General features: G+C 75.8%; 7 protein-coding genes. All 7 read right to left on the bottom strand.

The genetic code is table 11. From position 1 onward, the window contains the following. Nucleotides 1–44 precede the first annotated feature (44 nt). Nucleotides 45–3,458, bottom strand: a complete 3,414-nt coding sequence (locus EOE66_RS10240) for an eCIS core domain-containing protein (RefSeq protein WP_164885065.1) — start codon at nt 3,456–3,458, stop codon at nt 45–47. Between the two features lie 190 nt (nt 3,459–3,648). After that, nucleotides 3,649–7,332: a hypothetical protein gene (locus tag EOE66_RS10235; protein ID WP_128228593.1), complete on the bottom strand. Its 3,684-nt coding sequence runs from the start codon at nt 7,330–7,332 to the stop codon at nt 3,649–3,651. A gap of 21 nt (nt 7,333–7,353) precedes the next feature. Beyond that, on the bottom strand, nt 7,354–8,718 hold the full coding sequence (locus EOE66_RS10230) for a hypothetical protein (protein WP_128228592.1): 1,365 nt from the start codon (nt 8,716–8,718) through the stop codon (nt 7,354–7,356). 11 nt (nt 8,719–8,729) lie between these two features. After that, the gene (locus EOE66_RS10225; RefSeq protein WP_128228591.1) at nt 8,730–10,751 is read right to left on the bottom strand and encodes an ATP-binding protein; all 2,022 of its coding nucleotides are present in this window, start codon (nt 10,749–10,751) and stop codon (nt 8,730–8,732) included. Beyond that, nucleotides 10,744–12,306, bottom strand: a complete 1,563-nt coding sequence (locus tag EOE66_RS10220) for a hypothetical protein (protein ID WP_128228590.1) — start codon at nt 12,304–12,306, stop codon at nt 10,744–10,746. Before EOE66_RS10220 ends, EOE66_RS10225 begins: the two co-directional genes overlap by 8 nt. Beyond that, on the bottom strand, nt 12,300–14,564 hold the full coding sequence (locus EOE66_RS10215) for a phage tail protein (RefSeq protein ID WP_128228589.1): 2,265 nt from the start codon (nt 14,562–14,564) through the stop codon (nt 12,300–12,302). Before EOE66_RS10215 ends, EOE66_RS10220 begins: the two co-directional genes overlap by 7 nt. Next, nucleotides 14,561–16,747 carry a putative baseplate assembly protein gene (locus EOE66_RS10210; protein ID WP_128228588.1) on the bottom strand — a complete coding sequence of 729 codons (2,187 nt, stop codon included), beginning with the start codon at nt 16,745–16,747 and terminating at the stop codon, nt 14,561–14,563. Before EOE66_RS10210 ends, EOE66_RS10215 begins: the two co-directional genes overlap by 4 nt.

The following is a 16,747-nucleotide window of genomic DNA, read 5'->3' as shown; positions in this document are numbered from 1 at the left end:
TGCGGCGTCTGTACCCTGGCCCCGGGGGGCGCCACGCAGGTGTTTCAGCCTGCGTCGTTGTGTTGCTGCTCGCTGCCCTCGTCGCGCAGCAGCGCGGCCAGCGCGCCTTCGGGGCTGAGGTCGGGCACCTGGAACTGCACGCGGTCGAAATCGAAATCCAGCCCCGTCTGCTGGCGCCAGGCCACCGGCACCTCGATGCCCACGCGCAGCCCGCTGCCGAACTCGCGCTCGGCCAGCGTGTAGTCGCGCCGCCAGAGCGTGAAGCTGGTCACCAGCGCGTCGGCCACCACCTCGGCAAAGCCGTTGACGCTGGCGCGCAGGCGCGGCGTGGCGCTGGCCTGCAGGCTGGCGGCCAGCACCAGGCCTTCGGTGGGCGTCCAGTCCAGGTCCACCGGCGTGGCCACGCTGGCGTCCACACCCAGGCCCAGGCCCAGGCTCAGACCGCCGGTCACGCGGATGATGGCCGCACCCGCCGAGATGCCTGCGTCCAAGTGGCCGGTGATGCCGGCGTTGGCCGGCACCACGAAACGCAGCCGACCGGTGGCGTGCAGCGTCTCGGGCTGCGCCGGGTTGAAGTCGGTGATGGCGATGCGGCCTTCGTCGATCTGGCCCGGCCCCACGCTGGCCTCGGCCCGCAGGCCGCCACCGATGGTGGCGGCGATGCCCACCACGTTGCCACCCACCGCCACGCCGAAGATGGGGATGCTGACGGTGGGCACGCGCAGCAGCTCGCGGTCCCAGCGGCGCTGATCGAACAGCGTCACCGGTTCGGCCAGCGCCACGGAGCCGCTGATGGACAGCGCCGCGTCGGTGGCCACGCGCACGCCGAACTCGGCCTGCAGCGCATCGCTCAAGCGCACGGTGGCGGTGCCGCTGCCGTAGGCCAGCAGCGTGTCGCCCGGCACCGCGCCTTCCAGCGGCCGGCCTTCGCTGTCGGCCGGGCGGTTGCTCACGCCCACGAGCAGCGTGCCGCTGACGCGGTCACCCGCGGTGAAGGGCGCCTCCACCGAGGCTGAAAATGCGCCTTCGTCGTAGCTGGCGCGCAGCGTGGCGCTGACGCCGGGCACCGCAGCCTGCAGCTCGCCGCTGGCGCTGACGGCCCAGGCCTCGCCCGTCTGTCGCACCTGCACGTGCACGGTGCCGCCGCGCACACCGGGGATGCCTGCGGCGAGCTGCAGATCACCGCCCACCAGCAGCGACTGTGCGCCGCTCTCGTCGGGCCCGTAGCGCACGGTGAGCCCGGCCGATTGCAGCCCGGGGATGGCCGGTTCGACGCTGCCTTCGGCCGAGAACGCGCCTGCGTCGTAGCGCGCCCGCACGCTGGCACTGCGCACGCCGCGGATCTTGTTCGGGTCGGTGATGGCGAGGCTGCCTTCGCCGCCGAATCCACCTTCGCTGCGGTACCACAGGCGCATCTCGGCGCGGTCGAAGAGGCGCGGGTCGGGCCGCAGCGCGCCTTCCAGCTCGAAGCGGCCTTCGCTGTCCACGCCCGCGGCCAGGTGGCCGGTGCCGAAGTTGCGGATGCTGAACTCGGCCCCGCCCTGCACGCGGAAGGCGCGCCCGTCGTAGCCCAGCGTGATGGCCGCAGCGTCGATGGTGAGCCCCGGCACCGGCAGGCGCTGCGCCAGCGTGGTGGCGTCGACCGTGTAGAACAGGCCCAGGCGGCCGTTCACCACCTGGGCGGGCAGCTGCAGCCCGGCCAGCGCCGGGTGGCTGGGGCTGATGGTGGCCTGCGCCACCACGCCGGTGCCCACCAGCAGCCCTTGCAACAGCATGGGGCTCAGCGGCTCGAAGTTGGCCGGCTCGCGCGTGGCGTTGCGCGCCCCGTCGGGCCCGGCCGGCGTGGTGGTGGTGCTTGCGATGAGCAGCGTGTAGGGCTCGGCCGCCTTGTCCAGCTGCAGCGTGTGCTCGGCGCCGGCTGGGAAGCTGACCGCGGCGCCCAGGTTCAGCGCCCCGCTGAGCGCGCCCACGCCCGCAGCCGCGCCGGCGGCGGCGATGCTGGCCAGGCCGCCGGGCAGGTTCAGTGCCTGCACCTCGAAGCCGGCGATGCCGCCGCGCGCCGCGGCCGGCACGGTGACGTTGTTGTTGCGCACCGGCAGGCGCAGCACGATGAGGTTGCCGCTGGGCGAGAGCACGTGCACACGGCTGGCGCTGCCGGCCACGCCGCCGCCGCCGGGCAGCAGGCCCAGCACGTGCTCCAGCTGCGTGATGTGCTGGCGGCTGAAGAAGCGCGCACCGCCCTCGGTGCGCGCCGATTCCCGGCCGCGGCCGGTGGCGTTGCGGAACTCCAGGTCGTAGTGGTCGAAGACCCAGCTCACGGTCGGGCTGGGCGGCACCGTCAGCCCGGCCACGGCCGGCGGCTGGTTGGCGGTGGCGAGCTCTTCGCGCACCACGCGCCGGATCTCGTGGCTGAACGACGAACCGACGCTGCCGTTGTGCGCCTGGTCGAGCAGCTCCATGTTGTCGATGTGATCGTTGCCGCCCAGCTGGTACTCGACCATGTGGTCGACCTGGAAGTCGATGGCCTGGCCGTTTTCGTCCCAGTTGGGGCGGCGCAGTTGAGCGGCCAGTTCGGCGTCGTTGCCGGCCGTCAGGTGGCGCACGGCGGTGCCACCGGCCACCTGCAGCGGCAGGTTCCAGGCCGAGCCCGGCGCCGGGCGGTGCGTGGCCGGGATCCGCGTCAGGTCGGGCTGCACGCCGCCCGTCCACAGCGCCACCTGCGCCGTGCCGCGGCTGCTGGCGTCGTAGGCGCGCGGGCGTATCAGGCCGGCGTTGCGGGCCAGCGTGCTGTAGGTGGCCGAGTGCCGGCCCTTGATGGGGGGCACGCGCAGCGGCGTGTTCAGCACGTAGCGCGGCGCGCCCGGCGTGGCCGCGGCCCGCGTGCTGCCACCGCCGGCCGGGGCGGCCGTGGCCCCGCCAGCGGGCGCACCGCCGGTGGGTGCCGCGCCGCCGGTGGTGGCGCCGCGCATCACTTGCCGCGGCACGCTGCTGTCTTGCTGCTGCAGCACGTGCGTGATCTCGTGGGCCAGCAGCCACTGGCCTTGCGCCGTGTCGGGCTGGTACTCGCCGGGCCCGAACGCGATGCGCTGGCCCAGGGTGAAGGCGCGGGCATCGATGGAGGCCGCGGCCTGCGCGGCAGCGCCGTCGTTGACGATGCGGACCTGGCCCAGGTCGCGCCCGAAACGCGCTTCGAACTGCCCGCGCAAGGGCTGCGGCAGCGGCTCGCCAGGGCCCAGGCGGGCCTGGTGTTCTGCGCCCAGCTGCGGCCGCTCGGGCACGGCGGCGGTCTGCCCGCGTGTGGGCAGCACAGGCGCTGGCGGCCGCTCGCGCACCGGGGGCACGGCGGTGGCGCTGCGCATCACCTGCGTGGCGCGCTGGTCGGCCTCGCGTTCGGCGGCATCACCCGGCTGGCTGGTGGGCAGCGCGGTCTTGCGCTGCACCGCCGGCTGGCGCGGCATGTCAGCCCGGTCTTGTCGCGGCGTGACCCTGGGCTCCGGCCGCTGCGGCCGCGCCGGTGCCGGCGGCGGTCGCGGCGCCGGTGCTGCCGTGGCGGGCTTGCCGGTGGGCGCTTGTTTGCGGGGCGGGGCCGGGGCCATGGCGGCGGTGGAAGGGAAGCTCGGGCAGGGTGCAGGCTGTGGGAGGCGGCCCTCAGTTGCGCGTGAACAGCAAGGTCAGCGCGTCGTGCTGGCTCTGGATCTGCGGCGGCGTGGGCGTGCAAACCACCGGGTCGGCAGGCCGGCTGCTGCCCCCGACCCGCACCACCAGATCCCCCGCCACGGCACTGGCGCGGGTGATCTTGTCGGTGGCCCCATCGGTGGCGCGCAGCAGCACCGGCAGGGGCGCCTGCGGGTTCATGCCGCCCCGGTTCTGCACGGCTGAGAGCAGGCCGTTGAGGTCGCTGCCCGGGCCTTCGAGCAGCGTCACCTGCCCGGGGCGCACTTCAGCCTCGATCTCGAAGTACTGCGAGTTCAACGCCTCCAGGCGCTTCAGCGTCACCTCGGCGCGCGTGGCCAGCACGCCCACGCCGCCCTGCTGGTTGAAGAAGCCCAGGCCGGTGGCGTTGACGAGCAGGATGCGCTGCCGGTGGTTGGCCACCGGTGCGGTGGGCGGCGGCGGGGCGGTGCTGGGCGGGTCGACGATGTAGACGAAGGCGCCGTCCAGCGCCTGCACCTGGGGCGGCAGTGTCGGCAGGGCCAGCAGCGACAGGGCCGAGGTGTCCACGCCGAGCAGGTTGGCCATTTCACTTGCGCGTTTGTCTTCCAGGGTGGTGTCCACACCGGCCGCGCGCTGCAGCACCGCCCGCCGCAGCACCGGGCCGAAGCCGGCTTGCGCGAAGGCCGCCGAAAGCTGGGCCGCCGTCTGCGTGGGCAGCACGGCGTTGCCGTTGTAGGTGAGGGCAGAGGCGAGTGCGAAGGTGGCCGCCTTGTCGGTGGGCAGCTGCCCGCGGCCCAGCGCGTCGAGCGTGGTCTGCAGCGCGTTGCCGTTGAAGCTGGGCACCAGGCGCAGCACGGCGGCCTGGTAGCGCGTGGTCAGTACCGGTGCGGGCGGCGTGGGTGTGGGCGGCGCCGGCTGCGGCGTTGGGGCGGGCACCGGTGCCGAACCGTTGCAGCGTGCATCCACCGGGCGGCGGAACAGCACCCACTCGTGCAGGGCCTGCAGGCCGGTGGTGCCGGCCGTGCCGCTGCCGGCGCCGCCGAGCAGGCGTTCACGGTCAGTGGCGTTGGGCCGTTCGCTGCCCAGCACCCGCGCCAGTTCGGCGAAACCGGCCTCGGCCGCCACGCGGGGCGCGGCGCCGGGGGCCAGCGCCTGGGCGTCGGCTTGCAGGGTGGCGAGCGTGGCCGTGAGGGTCTGCGCGGCCGGCGGGTTGGCCGGCACGTGGGTCACGGGCCCGGTGCCGGCGGCGCGCGTGATCATGCGCATCTGCAGGCGGGTGTGGCCCGCGGCCGTGGCGCCGGCAGCGGGCAGGTGCTCCAGCACCAGCAGGCTGCCTTCGTTCAGAGGCAGCAGCACCAGTGTGTGCACGCCGCCACCCACGGCCGCCCGCTGCAGCACCAGCCGGGGCACGGCGATGTCGGCCGTGCCGCTGCGCACCGGGCCGTCGGGCGTGCCCGGCACGCCCAGACCGTGCAGCGTGTAAGCCAGCGAGGCCTGCAGCGAGGCGGCGCGCAGCACGCCACCGCTCAAGCCGGTGAGGGCCTCGATCTCGGCGCGGAAGCCCTCCAGCGCGGCGGCGTCGGCGTCCAGCTTCAACTGGCCCGTGACCCCGAGCGTGTAGCCCACGCGTGCCGTGGGCGGCAGCTTGTCGTCGTCGCTGCGGTCCACCTCCGACAGGCGCAGCGCCACGGCCAGCGTGCTGCCGCCGGCGGCCGTGAAGGGGTCGCTGGCGATCTGGGCCTCGACCCACGCGGCCTCGAACTCCTGGCTCTGCACCTCGCCTTCGGCCGGCAGGCCCTGCACGGCGGTGGTGAAGCCGTGGCTGCCCGCGGCGCCGGCAGGCACGCGGCCGGCGCCACGCGCCACGTTCACCGCGGGCACCTGCACTGCGGCGCCGGGGGCCGCGGCCGACGGAGGGGGCGCCGCGATGGCGGTGGCTGCCGGCGCGGCGGCAGCGGCCGCTGCGGACGTGGCCGTGGCCGCTGCGCTGGCCGTCTCGCGCAGCAGGCTGCTGAAGGAAGCCGTGTTGCGCCGTGCCAGTGCTGCCGCCAGCTGGGTGCGCGCAGCCACCAGCGAGGCCTCTTCGGGTGCGTCTGCCACCGGCGCGCCAGGGGCCATGGCGCTGGGCGCTGCTGATGCAGCCGCGGCACCCGCCAGCCGGCCTGGCTGCTGCACCGCCCGCAGCAACTGCAGCAGCGACAGCACCGTGATGGCCGGGTCGACCTGCATCGCCACCGCATACCCCGGCGGCACGACGGGTGCGCTGGCCTGGGCCTGGCCGTCGGGCACGATGATCTGCAGCAGCGGCTTGTCGGCCGGGTCGGCCAGGCCGCGCGTGAGCGAGCTGCGCGCGGAGTGCTGCGCTTCTTCGAACAGGTGGCCGATGGCATCGAGCGGTGCGCTGCACAGCTGCAGTTGCACGCCCGGCCCCAGCAGCGCCTGCACCTGCTTGAGCACCGGCGCGCCGTTGGGCGTGACGGGCAGGAAACCCGCCGGCGGCACCTCGACGATGCCGCGTTCCAGCAGCACGCGGTCGGGCGCTCCTTGCAGGGTTGTGGCGGCCTGGGCCACGAAGGCGCTCAGGCGCTTCATCGTGGCCACGCTGGTGGCCTGCGTCCAGTCGACGGTCTCGGGGTTGCCGTTGCCCAAGGTCTGCGCCAGCTGCGCCTGCAGGTTGCGCACCAGGCCGCGCAGCGCCTCGCAATCACCGCCTTCGTCCACCGGCGGTGCGCCGTCTTTCAGCAGCCCGGCCAGCTGGCACTGGAACTGCGCCACCTGGGCCATGAAGTCGGCATGTGGGCGCCGCCGCGTGCGGCGTTCCCAGTAGCCGGGGGCTTGCGGCGCAAAGCGCTCGCGGCGGCCGGCCCAGAGGTCGATGAAATCGGCCGTGCCGGCGTTGCGCACCAGGTAGCCGAGCGTGAGTTCGCTGCCGCCGGCGTGGGGTGCGCCGCTGCACCAGGCCGGGCCGAGCAATCTGCCGCCGTTGTCGGGCAGCGGGGCGGTGGCGCTGTCTTCACGCCCGAAGAGCGCCGAGGCGATGCGCGAGCGTGCATGCCGGCCGTCGACCTCGAAGCCCGGCCGCGGTGGCAGCGGCAGGCTCTCGGCGCGCGCGCGCAGCCGCACCCCTTCCATCTGGTAGGGCCGCTGGCGTTCGCTGACGCAGGCGCGGTCGCACAGCGCGCCCACCACGTCTTCGAAGCCGCACAAGGCGCGGTGCGGGGACAGCGTCAGCCGGTACAGGCGCCAGCCGGTGGCCACCGGGCCCGGCGCCTCGGCGCTGCCGGCCGAGACGCAGGGTGCGAAGGCGGCGTGGCCAGGCCCGGCAGCAGCCGTAGCCGTGTTGCCCGGGGCCGGCGTTTCAACGAGGCTCGCCGCGATGAGCGCGTCCACGCCCACGCTGAGCACGCTGCCCAGCATCAGCAGCTCACCGTCGGCGGTGACGCCCAGGCCGGGCTGCACGCGGATCTCGCTGCCGTGCAGCGAGACCTCCAGCCCGTGCACGACGCCGAAGCCGCCGGCCTGCGTGGCCAGGCGCTGGGCGCTGCGGTGGTAATCCTGGTCGCGCGCCAGGTCGTCGGCGCGCAGGAACTTGCCGTCGAACCAGTGGTTGCGCACGAGCGGGGTGCCTTGCTCGACGAGGGTGCCGGTGTCTGTCGGAACGGTGGGGGTGGTGGGCATGGCGGGGCTCCGGGCAGGGCTTCAGAGGTGCAGGGTGAAGTGCGGCCCGTGCAGGCCGGCGAGCTCGCTGCGGTCGGCCGCGAGCAGGGGTTTGGTGCCGTCGAGCGACAGCGTCACGCGCAGCAGCCTTTCGCGCGGGGGGTGGCCCAGCGTCAGCAGCAGGCGGCGGCCGCCGTCTTCCACGTCGACATGGCGCACGGTGAAGTTGCGCCAGCCGAAGGCCTCGTCGAACTCGGTCACGGCCACCGCCACCGGCCTGGCGCTGCCGGGGTGCACGGGCACGGCGAGCTGCAGCGTGAGGCGCTCGGCCGCGCTGACCGCGCTGGTGATGAGCGGCGGCGGCAGGGCCGGCGCCGCAGGCGGTGGCGGTGCGGGGGGCGTGGGCGCGGGGGGCGGCGGTGGTGGCGGTGGTGGCGGTGAGGGTGGCGACACCACCGGCCCGGCGACCACCGGCGTGCTGGCCAGCAGCGCGGCCAGCAGCCGCTGCAGGGTGCCGGTGGCCAAGAGGGCTGGGCGGTCGAGCAGTTCGACACGGCCGCCCAGCACCGTCCAGCGCTCGGGGGCGCCGGGCGTGTCGGGCTCGCGCTGCAGCACGAGGTCGTGTACACGCGCCAGGGGCAGGCGGTCTTCGGCCGAGGGCTCGGGTGCGGCCACACGCGCCGTGCCCAGCGCGATGGCGCGGTCCAGCGCGGCCAGGGCCGCGGCGCTGCGGTCTTCGGGCGCGGCGGCGGCGATGGCGGCGCGGGCGGCCACGGCCCAATCGGTGTCGGGGTCGGTGCCGGCGGCGGGCAGCGTGGCGGCCAGGCCGAGCAGGGCGTAGACCGGCAATTCATCGGTGGGCACGCCGTGCGCCGCCGGGGGCAGGGTGCTGGCGTCCTGCAGTTCCAGGCGCGCGCTTTCGCACAGGCGCGAGGCCACCATCGCGCTGGCGTCGCCGGCTTCGCAGGCCGGGGCCACGGCGGGCACGGGGCGGTCGGCGCAGACGTGGTGCTGCAGCGTCAGCAGCAGCTGCAGCGTCACCGTCTGCAGTTCGCGCTGGGCGGCGAAGGCGGGCTGCGTGCGCGCCTGCATCCACCACGCGCCCAGGTGTACGCAGTGGGCCTCGGCCAAGGCCAGTTCCCGGCCGCGGGCGTCCAGCGCCAGGCCGGGCAGCACCACCAGTTCGTGGCGCTCGGGGCGCAGTTGCACGCCCAGGCCCTGCACCACGCCGCGGCCGTGCAGGCTGCGGGCGTGGCGACGGCGCTGGCCGATGTGGAAGCCCTGCTCGGTGCGCAGGTCGGCCGCGCCGAGCAGCATGCCGTAGTGGTAGTTCAGCGCGCAGCCGGGGTCGTCGGGCAGATCGGCGCCGGGCTGCGCGGTGCAGGGGCTGGAGGTTTGGACGGACATGGGCTGTGGCCTCAGGTGAGGGGGTCGGGCTGCGGCGCAGCAGTCTCTGCAGGCGACAAGCCCCGCGGCAGCGTGGGCAGGCCCGGGAAGCTGCGGCCGGCCTTGTGGAACTCGCGCGCCACGGCCTGCAGCAGCGGCGCCAGGCCCGGTTCAGACAGCGCGCCGGCCTCGGCCGGTGCGGCACGGCAGGCGCTGCGGATCTGCGCGCCTGTCATCGGGTACCAGCGCGCCAGCAGCGTCACGGCTTCGGCACGCGGCAGCGGTGCGGTGGGCCAAGGGCCCAGCATCTGCGCCCACAGGCGGGCGCGCACGGCTTCGTCGGGTTCGTCGAAGGCGAGCACGGCGTCGAAGCGGCGCGTGAAGGCGGTGTCGATGCTGCCGCGCGCGTTGCTGGCCAGCACCAGCACGCCGTGGAAACGCTCCAGCCGCTGCAGCAGGTAGGCCGTCTCGGCGTTGGCGTAGCGGTCGTGCGCGTCTTTCACCTCGGTGCGGCGCGCAAAGAGCGCATCGGCTTCGTCGATGAAAAGCAGCGCGCGTGCGGTCTCTGCCGCGCTGAAGGCCTGCTCCAGCCGGCGCTCGGTTTCGCCCAGCCAGCGTGAGAGCACGCGGCCGGCGTCCACCACCAGCAGGTCGCGCTGCAGCGCGTGGGCGATGGCCTCCGCCGCGAAGGTCTTGCCCGTGCCGGGCGGGCCGGCCAGCAGCAGGCGCAGGCCGGCTTCGGGCCGGTGTTCGAAGAGACGCAGCGCGTGCTGCAGCGCCGCTTGCGCCGTGGCGGGCAGCACCAGTTCGGCCAGTGTGGCCCGCGGCGAGCGCAGGTCTACCGCGCCTTGAACCGCCAGCGCAGCGCGGTGGCGCGCGGCGGCCAGCAGGTCGGCGTGGCCCGGGGCGCGGCCGGCCAGGGTGGCGGCGAGGCGGGCGTCGGTGGCGGCCTGTTCGCAGGCGGCCGCGGGCAAGGGCAGGGTGCGGGCCAGCTGCTGCGCCCAGGCCTGGGCGGCCGGGCTGGGCGGCAGGGCCAGCGCCGTCGCCCAGGTGCGGGCCTGGGCCGGGGCCGCTGGGGGCTCTGCATGCTGCACCAGCAGCGGCCGGGTGCCGGGGTCCAGCGCGATGTTGGCGCGGCGGGCCAGCACGAGCACGGGGCCGGGGTAGGCCGCCGGGATCTGCAAGGGCGCGCTGCTCGGGCCAGCAGTTCCCGCGCCGAGAGCTTCAGGGTCCCCGCCGGCGTCATCGGCCACCACCACCATGGGCAGCACCTCATCGACCAGGCAACGCCCCAGCGCCGCCGCCAGCCCCGGGCCATCCTGAATGCGGCGTGCCGGGGGCGCGACGCTCTCTGGCGCGGGGCCGCGCCCGCTGGCATCGACCCACAGCGCCAGCACCGGCACCGGGCTGCGCAGCGCGCGTGCCAAGGCCGCCAGCGCGGGGCTGGGGGCGGGCGCGTCGGTGAAGGCAGGGGCCGTGGAGGCACTGGGCCGCAGCTGCCACAGCGCCAGGGCCATGTCGTCAGGCACCTGCAGGCCCTGCAAGGCCAGCGGCAGCCCGGGCTCGGCGGGAACCAGCAAACCCAGTTCGCGCAGCGGGTTGCGCGCCAGCAGCGGCAGCAGGCGGTGCAAAGGCCAGCGCAGCGCAAGGGCCAGGTGCTCGGGCGTCAGCGCGCAGAGGCCGGTTTCGCGGCGCAGGCCGGCGGCCAGCGTGGGGCACAGCGGCACCGCCGCGCACAGGCGCCAGGCGGCCTGCAGTGCGGCCCAGGCTTCAGGCGGCTGCGAATGAGCCGCAGACAGGCGCTGCAGCACGCGCTCGGCCACGCTGGGCTCGGCGCCGATGGCGTAACGCGGCCGGCCCGGCGGCAGCCAGCCGGGGGCCCCTGCGGCCTGGGCGGCCAGTTCGTCGGCCCAGCCGGGCAACCAAGGCGCCCAGGCCGCGGCGGCGGTCTGCAGCAGCGCCAGGTCTTCGGCATCGGGCAGCGCGCAGGGCACCGCTGCGGCGTCGGCCACCCACTCGGGCTGCAGCCAGGGGCCGTGGGCGCGGTCATTCATAACGCAGCACCACGCTCAGGCCCAGCCAGGGCAGGAAGCCGGGGTCGCGGTCCAGGCCGCACAGGCGCAGCCGGGTGTCGGCTTCTTCGAAGAGCACCTCCCAGCGGCCGGGCGCGGCCAGCAGCGTGGCGGGGCGCTGCAGCAGCCAGGGCCAGGGGTCGGCTTCGATGTCGGCGCGGCGTTCGGGCGCCAGGTGGCGCTGCAGGCGCGTGCACACCGCCTGCCGCAGCGCCGCCAGGTCGGCCTGCAGCGCGGCCAGGCTGCCGTCGACATCGGAAGGGGGCGCGTCGGCCCAGTGCGCCGGGGCCAGCGCGCCCAGCCAGGGGGCCAGCACGGGGTCGGCCAGCGGCACCTGCAGGCCGTGCACCGCCAGGCGCAGCAGACGGGCGCGCGACCAGCCTTCGTCGCGCGCGGGCAAGGCCTCGGGCAGCAGCGGCAGCAGGTGCAGCAAGCCGGCGCGGCGCGTGGGCCAGCGCTGCGCGGTCGCGGGCTCGGGCGACGGGGCGGCGGTTTCACGGGGCGGCCGCTGGCCCGCGGTGGTGCGCGGCGCCAGGGCGGCCTGCGCCAAGGCTTGCAGCCCCGCCTGCACGCGCGGCCTCGAGGGCCCACCGAGCGCACCGGGGTCGGCGTGCAACTGCGCCAGCCAGGCCAGCCACAGCGCGGCCGAGTGGCGTGCGCTGGCGGGCAGCGGTGTCAGAGCGAGCGCAGCCCGGCAGGCTGCAGCTTCCGGGCCGCTGGGCCAGACCGCCGCCCAGGACGCCGGGCTTGGTGCGCCTTCGCTAGAGGCTGGCAGCGATGGAGACGCAGCGTCCGTTTCGCTGCCTTGCAGCTCGGCCATCGCCGCCGCCAGCGCCGCGTGGCCCGGCAAGCCTTGCGCCAACTGCAAGGCTTGCATGGGCGCCAGCAGGGCCAAGGCCCGCGGCAACAGGCCCTGCTGCAGCCAGTGCGCCAGCAGCGCGCGGCGGCGTTGCGCGGGGCTGGGGTCGGGCCCGATGGCCTTCAGCAGCGGGTGGCGGTCCACGGCCCGCAGCAGCGCGGCCAGCGTGTCCGCCGCGCTCGCGGAAAGGTCGTCAGGCCACAGGCCGAGCCGCGCCCAGGCCCAGGCGCGGTCTCGGCGGCCGGCCAGTGCGTCGGCCCAGGAGCCGAGCAGGGCTTCGGTGGGGTCATTCAGCACCAGCCAGGGCGTCTCGCCACCCAGCCGCTGCGCACCGCCAGAGGCTTCGGCCCAGGCCTGCTGCAGCGCGCGCTCCAGCGCGCGCACCGCCTGGTGCAGATCGGCGCCCGGCGAAAGCCGCAGGCGGCAAGGCAGGTGGCGCAGCAGCCAGAGACGGCCGCCGGGGTCGGCCGCAGCGCCCACGCCGTGGGGGCTGGCATCGGCCGCATCGGCCCGGGCCGCCACGCCGTCCAGCACCGCTTGCAGGGCCAGCGGCAGCGCTTCGCGCAGCAGCGCGGCCTGCCCGGCGTGGGCCAGCGTGACGGTGGCCTGCCGCACCGTGTGCATGGCTTCGCCCGCGGCCAGCAGGCCGCCGCTGCGGGGCGGGTGGAGCGTCAGCACGCGGCGCCCCCGCCGGCTTCACCGGCGCTGCGGCCCAACACGGCATCGCGGCCCAGGCGCGTGCCTCCCAACACCGGCAGCGGCAGCCCTGAATCGGGGCCCACGAGCGCGGCCACGTCCAGGTGCAGGCCGCGGCCGACACGCAAGCCGCTTTCCAGCGCGCACAGCCTGAAAGCCGTGTGCGCAGGCTTGAAGCGCTCCACGGCATCGACCAGCATCGCCTGCAGTGCGCTGCCCACCTCGCCCTGCAGCAGCAGCGTGAAGCGCCAGGCGCCTGTTTCCACCGTCTCGACGACAGCCCCCGTGGCCTCGGCCGGCGGCAGCAGCGCCGCGCCCAGGCGCAGGCCGCCGCCCAGAGCCGAGCTGACGGCCGGGCTGGCCGTGCCGCCCACCACACCCGGGTGGCGCAGGCGGAAGTCTTCCAGCAGCAGCACCGGCACGCCGGCCAGGATCTCGACGATGCGGCGCAGCACCTCGGGCGTGCCGTGGCGCGGGGCCATGGCGCCGGCCTCGGCGATGAGCTCGCGCCGCGCACGCTCGCCCCAGGCCGGCTGCAGCGCCAGGCCCAGCAGCGCGGCCAGCCAGCCCAGCATCTCGGCCGGCGCGTGGCCGGGGGCCAGCAGGTGGTGGCGGGTGGCTGCATCCAGGCCCAGATCGCCCAGCAGGTCGGCCGGGCCGGCGAGGTAGCGGCGCAGGAAGTTCGCGGCCTGCGCTTCGCGCGAGAACAGCGCCGGCAACTGCTGCAACCAGGCGTGGCCGGGCTGTTCGACTTCCACCGCACGCAGCACCGGGCTGCGCAGGCCATCGCCGAGCAACTCGACTTCCAGCCAAAGGTAGCGGCCGAGGCTGCGTTCGTTGCCCTCGAAAGCCGGGCCGCCGTGGCCCACCCAGCTTTGCAGCCACTGGTGACCCGGCCGCGCCGGCCGCCAGCCGGCGCGGCCCGGGCGCAGGCCGCTGGCCGGGCTGGCGATGCAGGGTCGCGAGGGCTGCTCGTGCAGGGCCAGCAGCACGTCCAGCTCCGGCAGCGGGGGGTGGTGGCCATCGTCAGCGGGCGCGGCGGCGAAGTTGGCCGGTGGCGTGCGCGGGGCCTCGCTAAAGGCCGGGCTGTCGTCGTCGGTGACGAGGCAGCGCAAGCGCAACTGCGTGTTGGGCGCGATGCAGGCCTCCAGCCACACGCGGCCCCAGGCGGCGCCGGGCTGTTCGCTGTCGAAGCGGAAGCTCAGCACGCGGCCTTGTGTGGCACGCGCCAGCCGCGTGGGCGCAGCGAAGCGCAGCTCAGGCTGGCCCTGCACCTGCGCGACGTGGCCGACGCGGCCATCGGGCGCGGTGGCGATGGCGCCGCCGTCCCAGCCCGGGGCGATGACGGGGCGGTCGGCGGCACCGTCCAGCGTGAACACCGGCCAGGGCGCGCCGGGCGCGGTGGCTGCGAACAGGCGTTCGGCGGGCTGGCCTTGTTGTGCGTTGGCTGGCGTGTCGCGCAAGGCCGCGCCGAGCGCCAGCGCGCGGGCGCCCGGTGCGGCGAATGACAAGCCCTCGGCCAGCGCCGGCAGCGAACCCAGCGCCACCACCCGCGCCTGCGGCGTGCCGCCGGCCAGCAGCGCCCACAGCCGGCCATCGGCCGCGCGCGCCAGGGCCGACGGCTCGCGGAGCGTGGCGGGCCAGGGCAGGATCTGCGGCGGGTTGCAGGCGCGCAGCAGCGCCAGGCCGCCGCTGCCGTCGGTCGCGCGCAGCAAGGCCAGCACGGCGTCGTCACTGGCGCTGCAGAGCGCCACGGGCGCACCGGGCAGCGTGTGGAAGCCGAGGTAGCGGCGCGCCCACAGGTCGTAGCGCCACACGCGCGCGGCCGAAGGCTCGGCCACCCACAGCAGGTCGGGCGCGGCGGTGGCCAGCGCGCCGGGGGCCGCGGGCGCGGGCGCATCGGCCGGCGCGCCGGCACCGCAGCCGGCCAGCGGCGTGTGTGGCAGCGGGGTCCAGCGCGGGGGCGCGGCGATGGTGAGGGCCGGCGCCTGCTCGGCCAGCGGCAGGGTCTCCAGGCCCGTGGCCGTGGCGCGCAGGGCGCGTCCCAGGCGGTCGTAGGCCAGGCCCGTGGTCACGAGCGCGGCATCGGGCGCTGGCGCGGCGGCCGTGCCGGCCGGCCAGGCTTGCCACATCAGCTCAACCCCATCGTCCACCAGCGCGCAGGCCTCGAAGGCGCAGCGCTGCCACGCACGCGGCGTGGCCAGGCGCAGACCGGCGGCGGGGGCACGCGGCAGCTTCATCCGCAGAGGTCTCTGATGACGGGCACGGCCACCGCCGGCGCGGCGGGCGGCGGTGCCACGGCGTCTTGGGGCGCAGGCAGGGGCTGGCTGGCTTCCACCACCTGCACGGCGGCGAGTTCCACCACCTCCCAGGGCTGCAGCGTTACCGTGGCCTGCTCGACCCAGGCGCTGTCTTGCCACACCGCCAGGCGCAGGGCTTCCACGTACTCGATGCCGTCGACCTGCAGCACCGCCGCGATGAGTTCGCGGTCGCGCACGGCGCGGCCCAGTGGCCAGCCGCGGCCCAGCGGGCCGTCGGGCGGCAGCGGCGAGACGTAACGCCGCAGGATCTGCGCCGCCAGGCTGCGCGCGGCCTCGGGCCCGAAACCCGGCTCCACGGCCACGGCGCAGCTCACCGTGATGCGCCGGTAGCTGGGCGCCAGCACGAAGAGTTCGGTGCCCACCAGGCGCCGCGCATCCAGCCAGGTGCACACCGCCGTGCGCTGGCTGGCGGCGGGCACGGGCGCGGGCACCAGGGCGGTGTCGGCCTCGGGCCAGACGATGACGCTGACCGCGCCGGTGCGCTCGAAGCTGCGGGTGCGCGGGTCGAAGAGCGGCAGCACCTCGGCGCGGGCAATCTCGGCGCCGGGCGTGGCTTCGGCCAGGGCGCGGAAGTCGTTGGCGGTGACGGCGCGGTCGCGGCGCGTCACCTCGGCCGGCACACGCTGCAGCGCGGCTTCCAGCGCCTCGGCATCGCGGCCGCCGCGGGCGGGCTCGGGGTTGATGACGGTGACCTGCGTGTTGTCGCAGCGAGTGATGGCGCCGGCGCCGACGTTGCCCGCCGCGCCGCCGCCCACGCGGTAGCCGGCCACGCGCACACGTTCGCCGAGTTGCGGGCTGCGCAGGCCGAACTGCAGCTCGCCGCTGGCGCCGTCGATGCGGCAGTGGCGGTCGTCGGCGCCGCTCAGGTCCAGCGTGTCGACGTGCTGCCAGGGCACCCAGACGCCGGCTTCTTCCACCTCCACCAGCACCGGGTGCAGCACGGCATCGGCCAGCACGGGCGCGGCGCCCAGGCGGTAACGCTGCTGCGGCTGGCCGTCGCCGCGGCCCAGGTACTCGGCCCCGCGCGGCAGGGCCTGCAAAGCCCAGGCGGCGTTGGCAGCCACGCGCTGCAACGGCGGCAGGGTGCGCGGCTGGCCGGCGGCCGGCGGTGTGGGCCAGGCCTTGAGCCACAGGCGCACGCGCCCGGCCAGGGCCGGCGGCAGCGGGGGCGGAAAGTCTTCGGTGCCCTCCAGGCCCTCTGGCACCAGCGGGGGCAGCAGCTCGTCGGGCGCGGCGGGCAATTCCAGTTCGATGACGCCGGCGCGGGTGCCGCCGTCGGTGTCATCGGCCGTCACGGACAACGGGCGCCAATCGGCGCGGCCGTTCAACAAGTCGTGCGCGAGCACGCGCCACTCCAGCGTGCGCGGCGCGCGGGCGACGCCCAGGCCGGGGCAGGCTTCGGCGCGGGCGAGGGCGTCGTCGTCGGGATCGGTGGTTTCTGCTGCGGGCCACCAGCCCAGCGTGAAGCGGCTGCCGCGTTGCCAGGCGGGCGGCGCTTCGCTGGGCTTTTCGGGCGCCAGCCAGGCCACCCACACGCAGCCGTCCACCGCGAGTGCCGGGTCTTGTGCGGCCTGGCCGTCGATCATCGCAACGTCGTAGAAGGCCGGCGCGGTGCCGCTCGCATGGCGCGGCGCCAGCGCGGCCAGGGTGGGGCGCAATGATTCGCCCAGTTCCCGCTCTTCTGGCGCCGGCGCCGCCGTGCGCTGCCGCAGCAGGGCCAGCGCCTCGCCGGGCCACACGGGAGTTTCGCGCTCCAGCGCAAAAGCCACGGCGCCAGCGCGCGCGGGCAGGTCTTGCGCCAGGGTTTCCAAGGCGCCGCTGCGCTGCTTGCTGGTGAAGGCCAGCAGCGCGCGCGCCGCGGTGGGCGGGCGCAGCGGCAAGCCCAGCAGGCGCAGGAAGGCCAGCTGCGTGGCTTCGGGGATCTGGTTGAAGCGCCACAGCAGGCCTTCGGTGGCGTGGGCCACCAGGTCGAACAGCGCGATGCCGGGGTCGCTGGCGTTCCAGTCGGTCCACTCCGGCGTCAGCGCCGGGATGCGCTGTCGCAGCTGGCGGCTGAGGGTCTCGAAGCTGGCGTCGTCCAGCAGCGGGGTGGGCAGGTCCAT

It is taken from the genome of Rubrivivax rivuli (assembly GCF_004016505.1).
Taxonomy (GTDB): Bacteria; Pseudomonadota; Gammaproteobacteria; order Burkholderiales; family Burkholderiaceae_C; genus Rubrivivax; species Rubrivivax rivuli.
The sequence above is the reverse complement of the archived record's forward strand: the minus strand, read 5'-3'. Positions and strand labels throughout refer to the sequence as shown.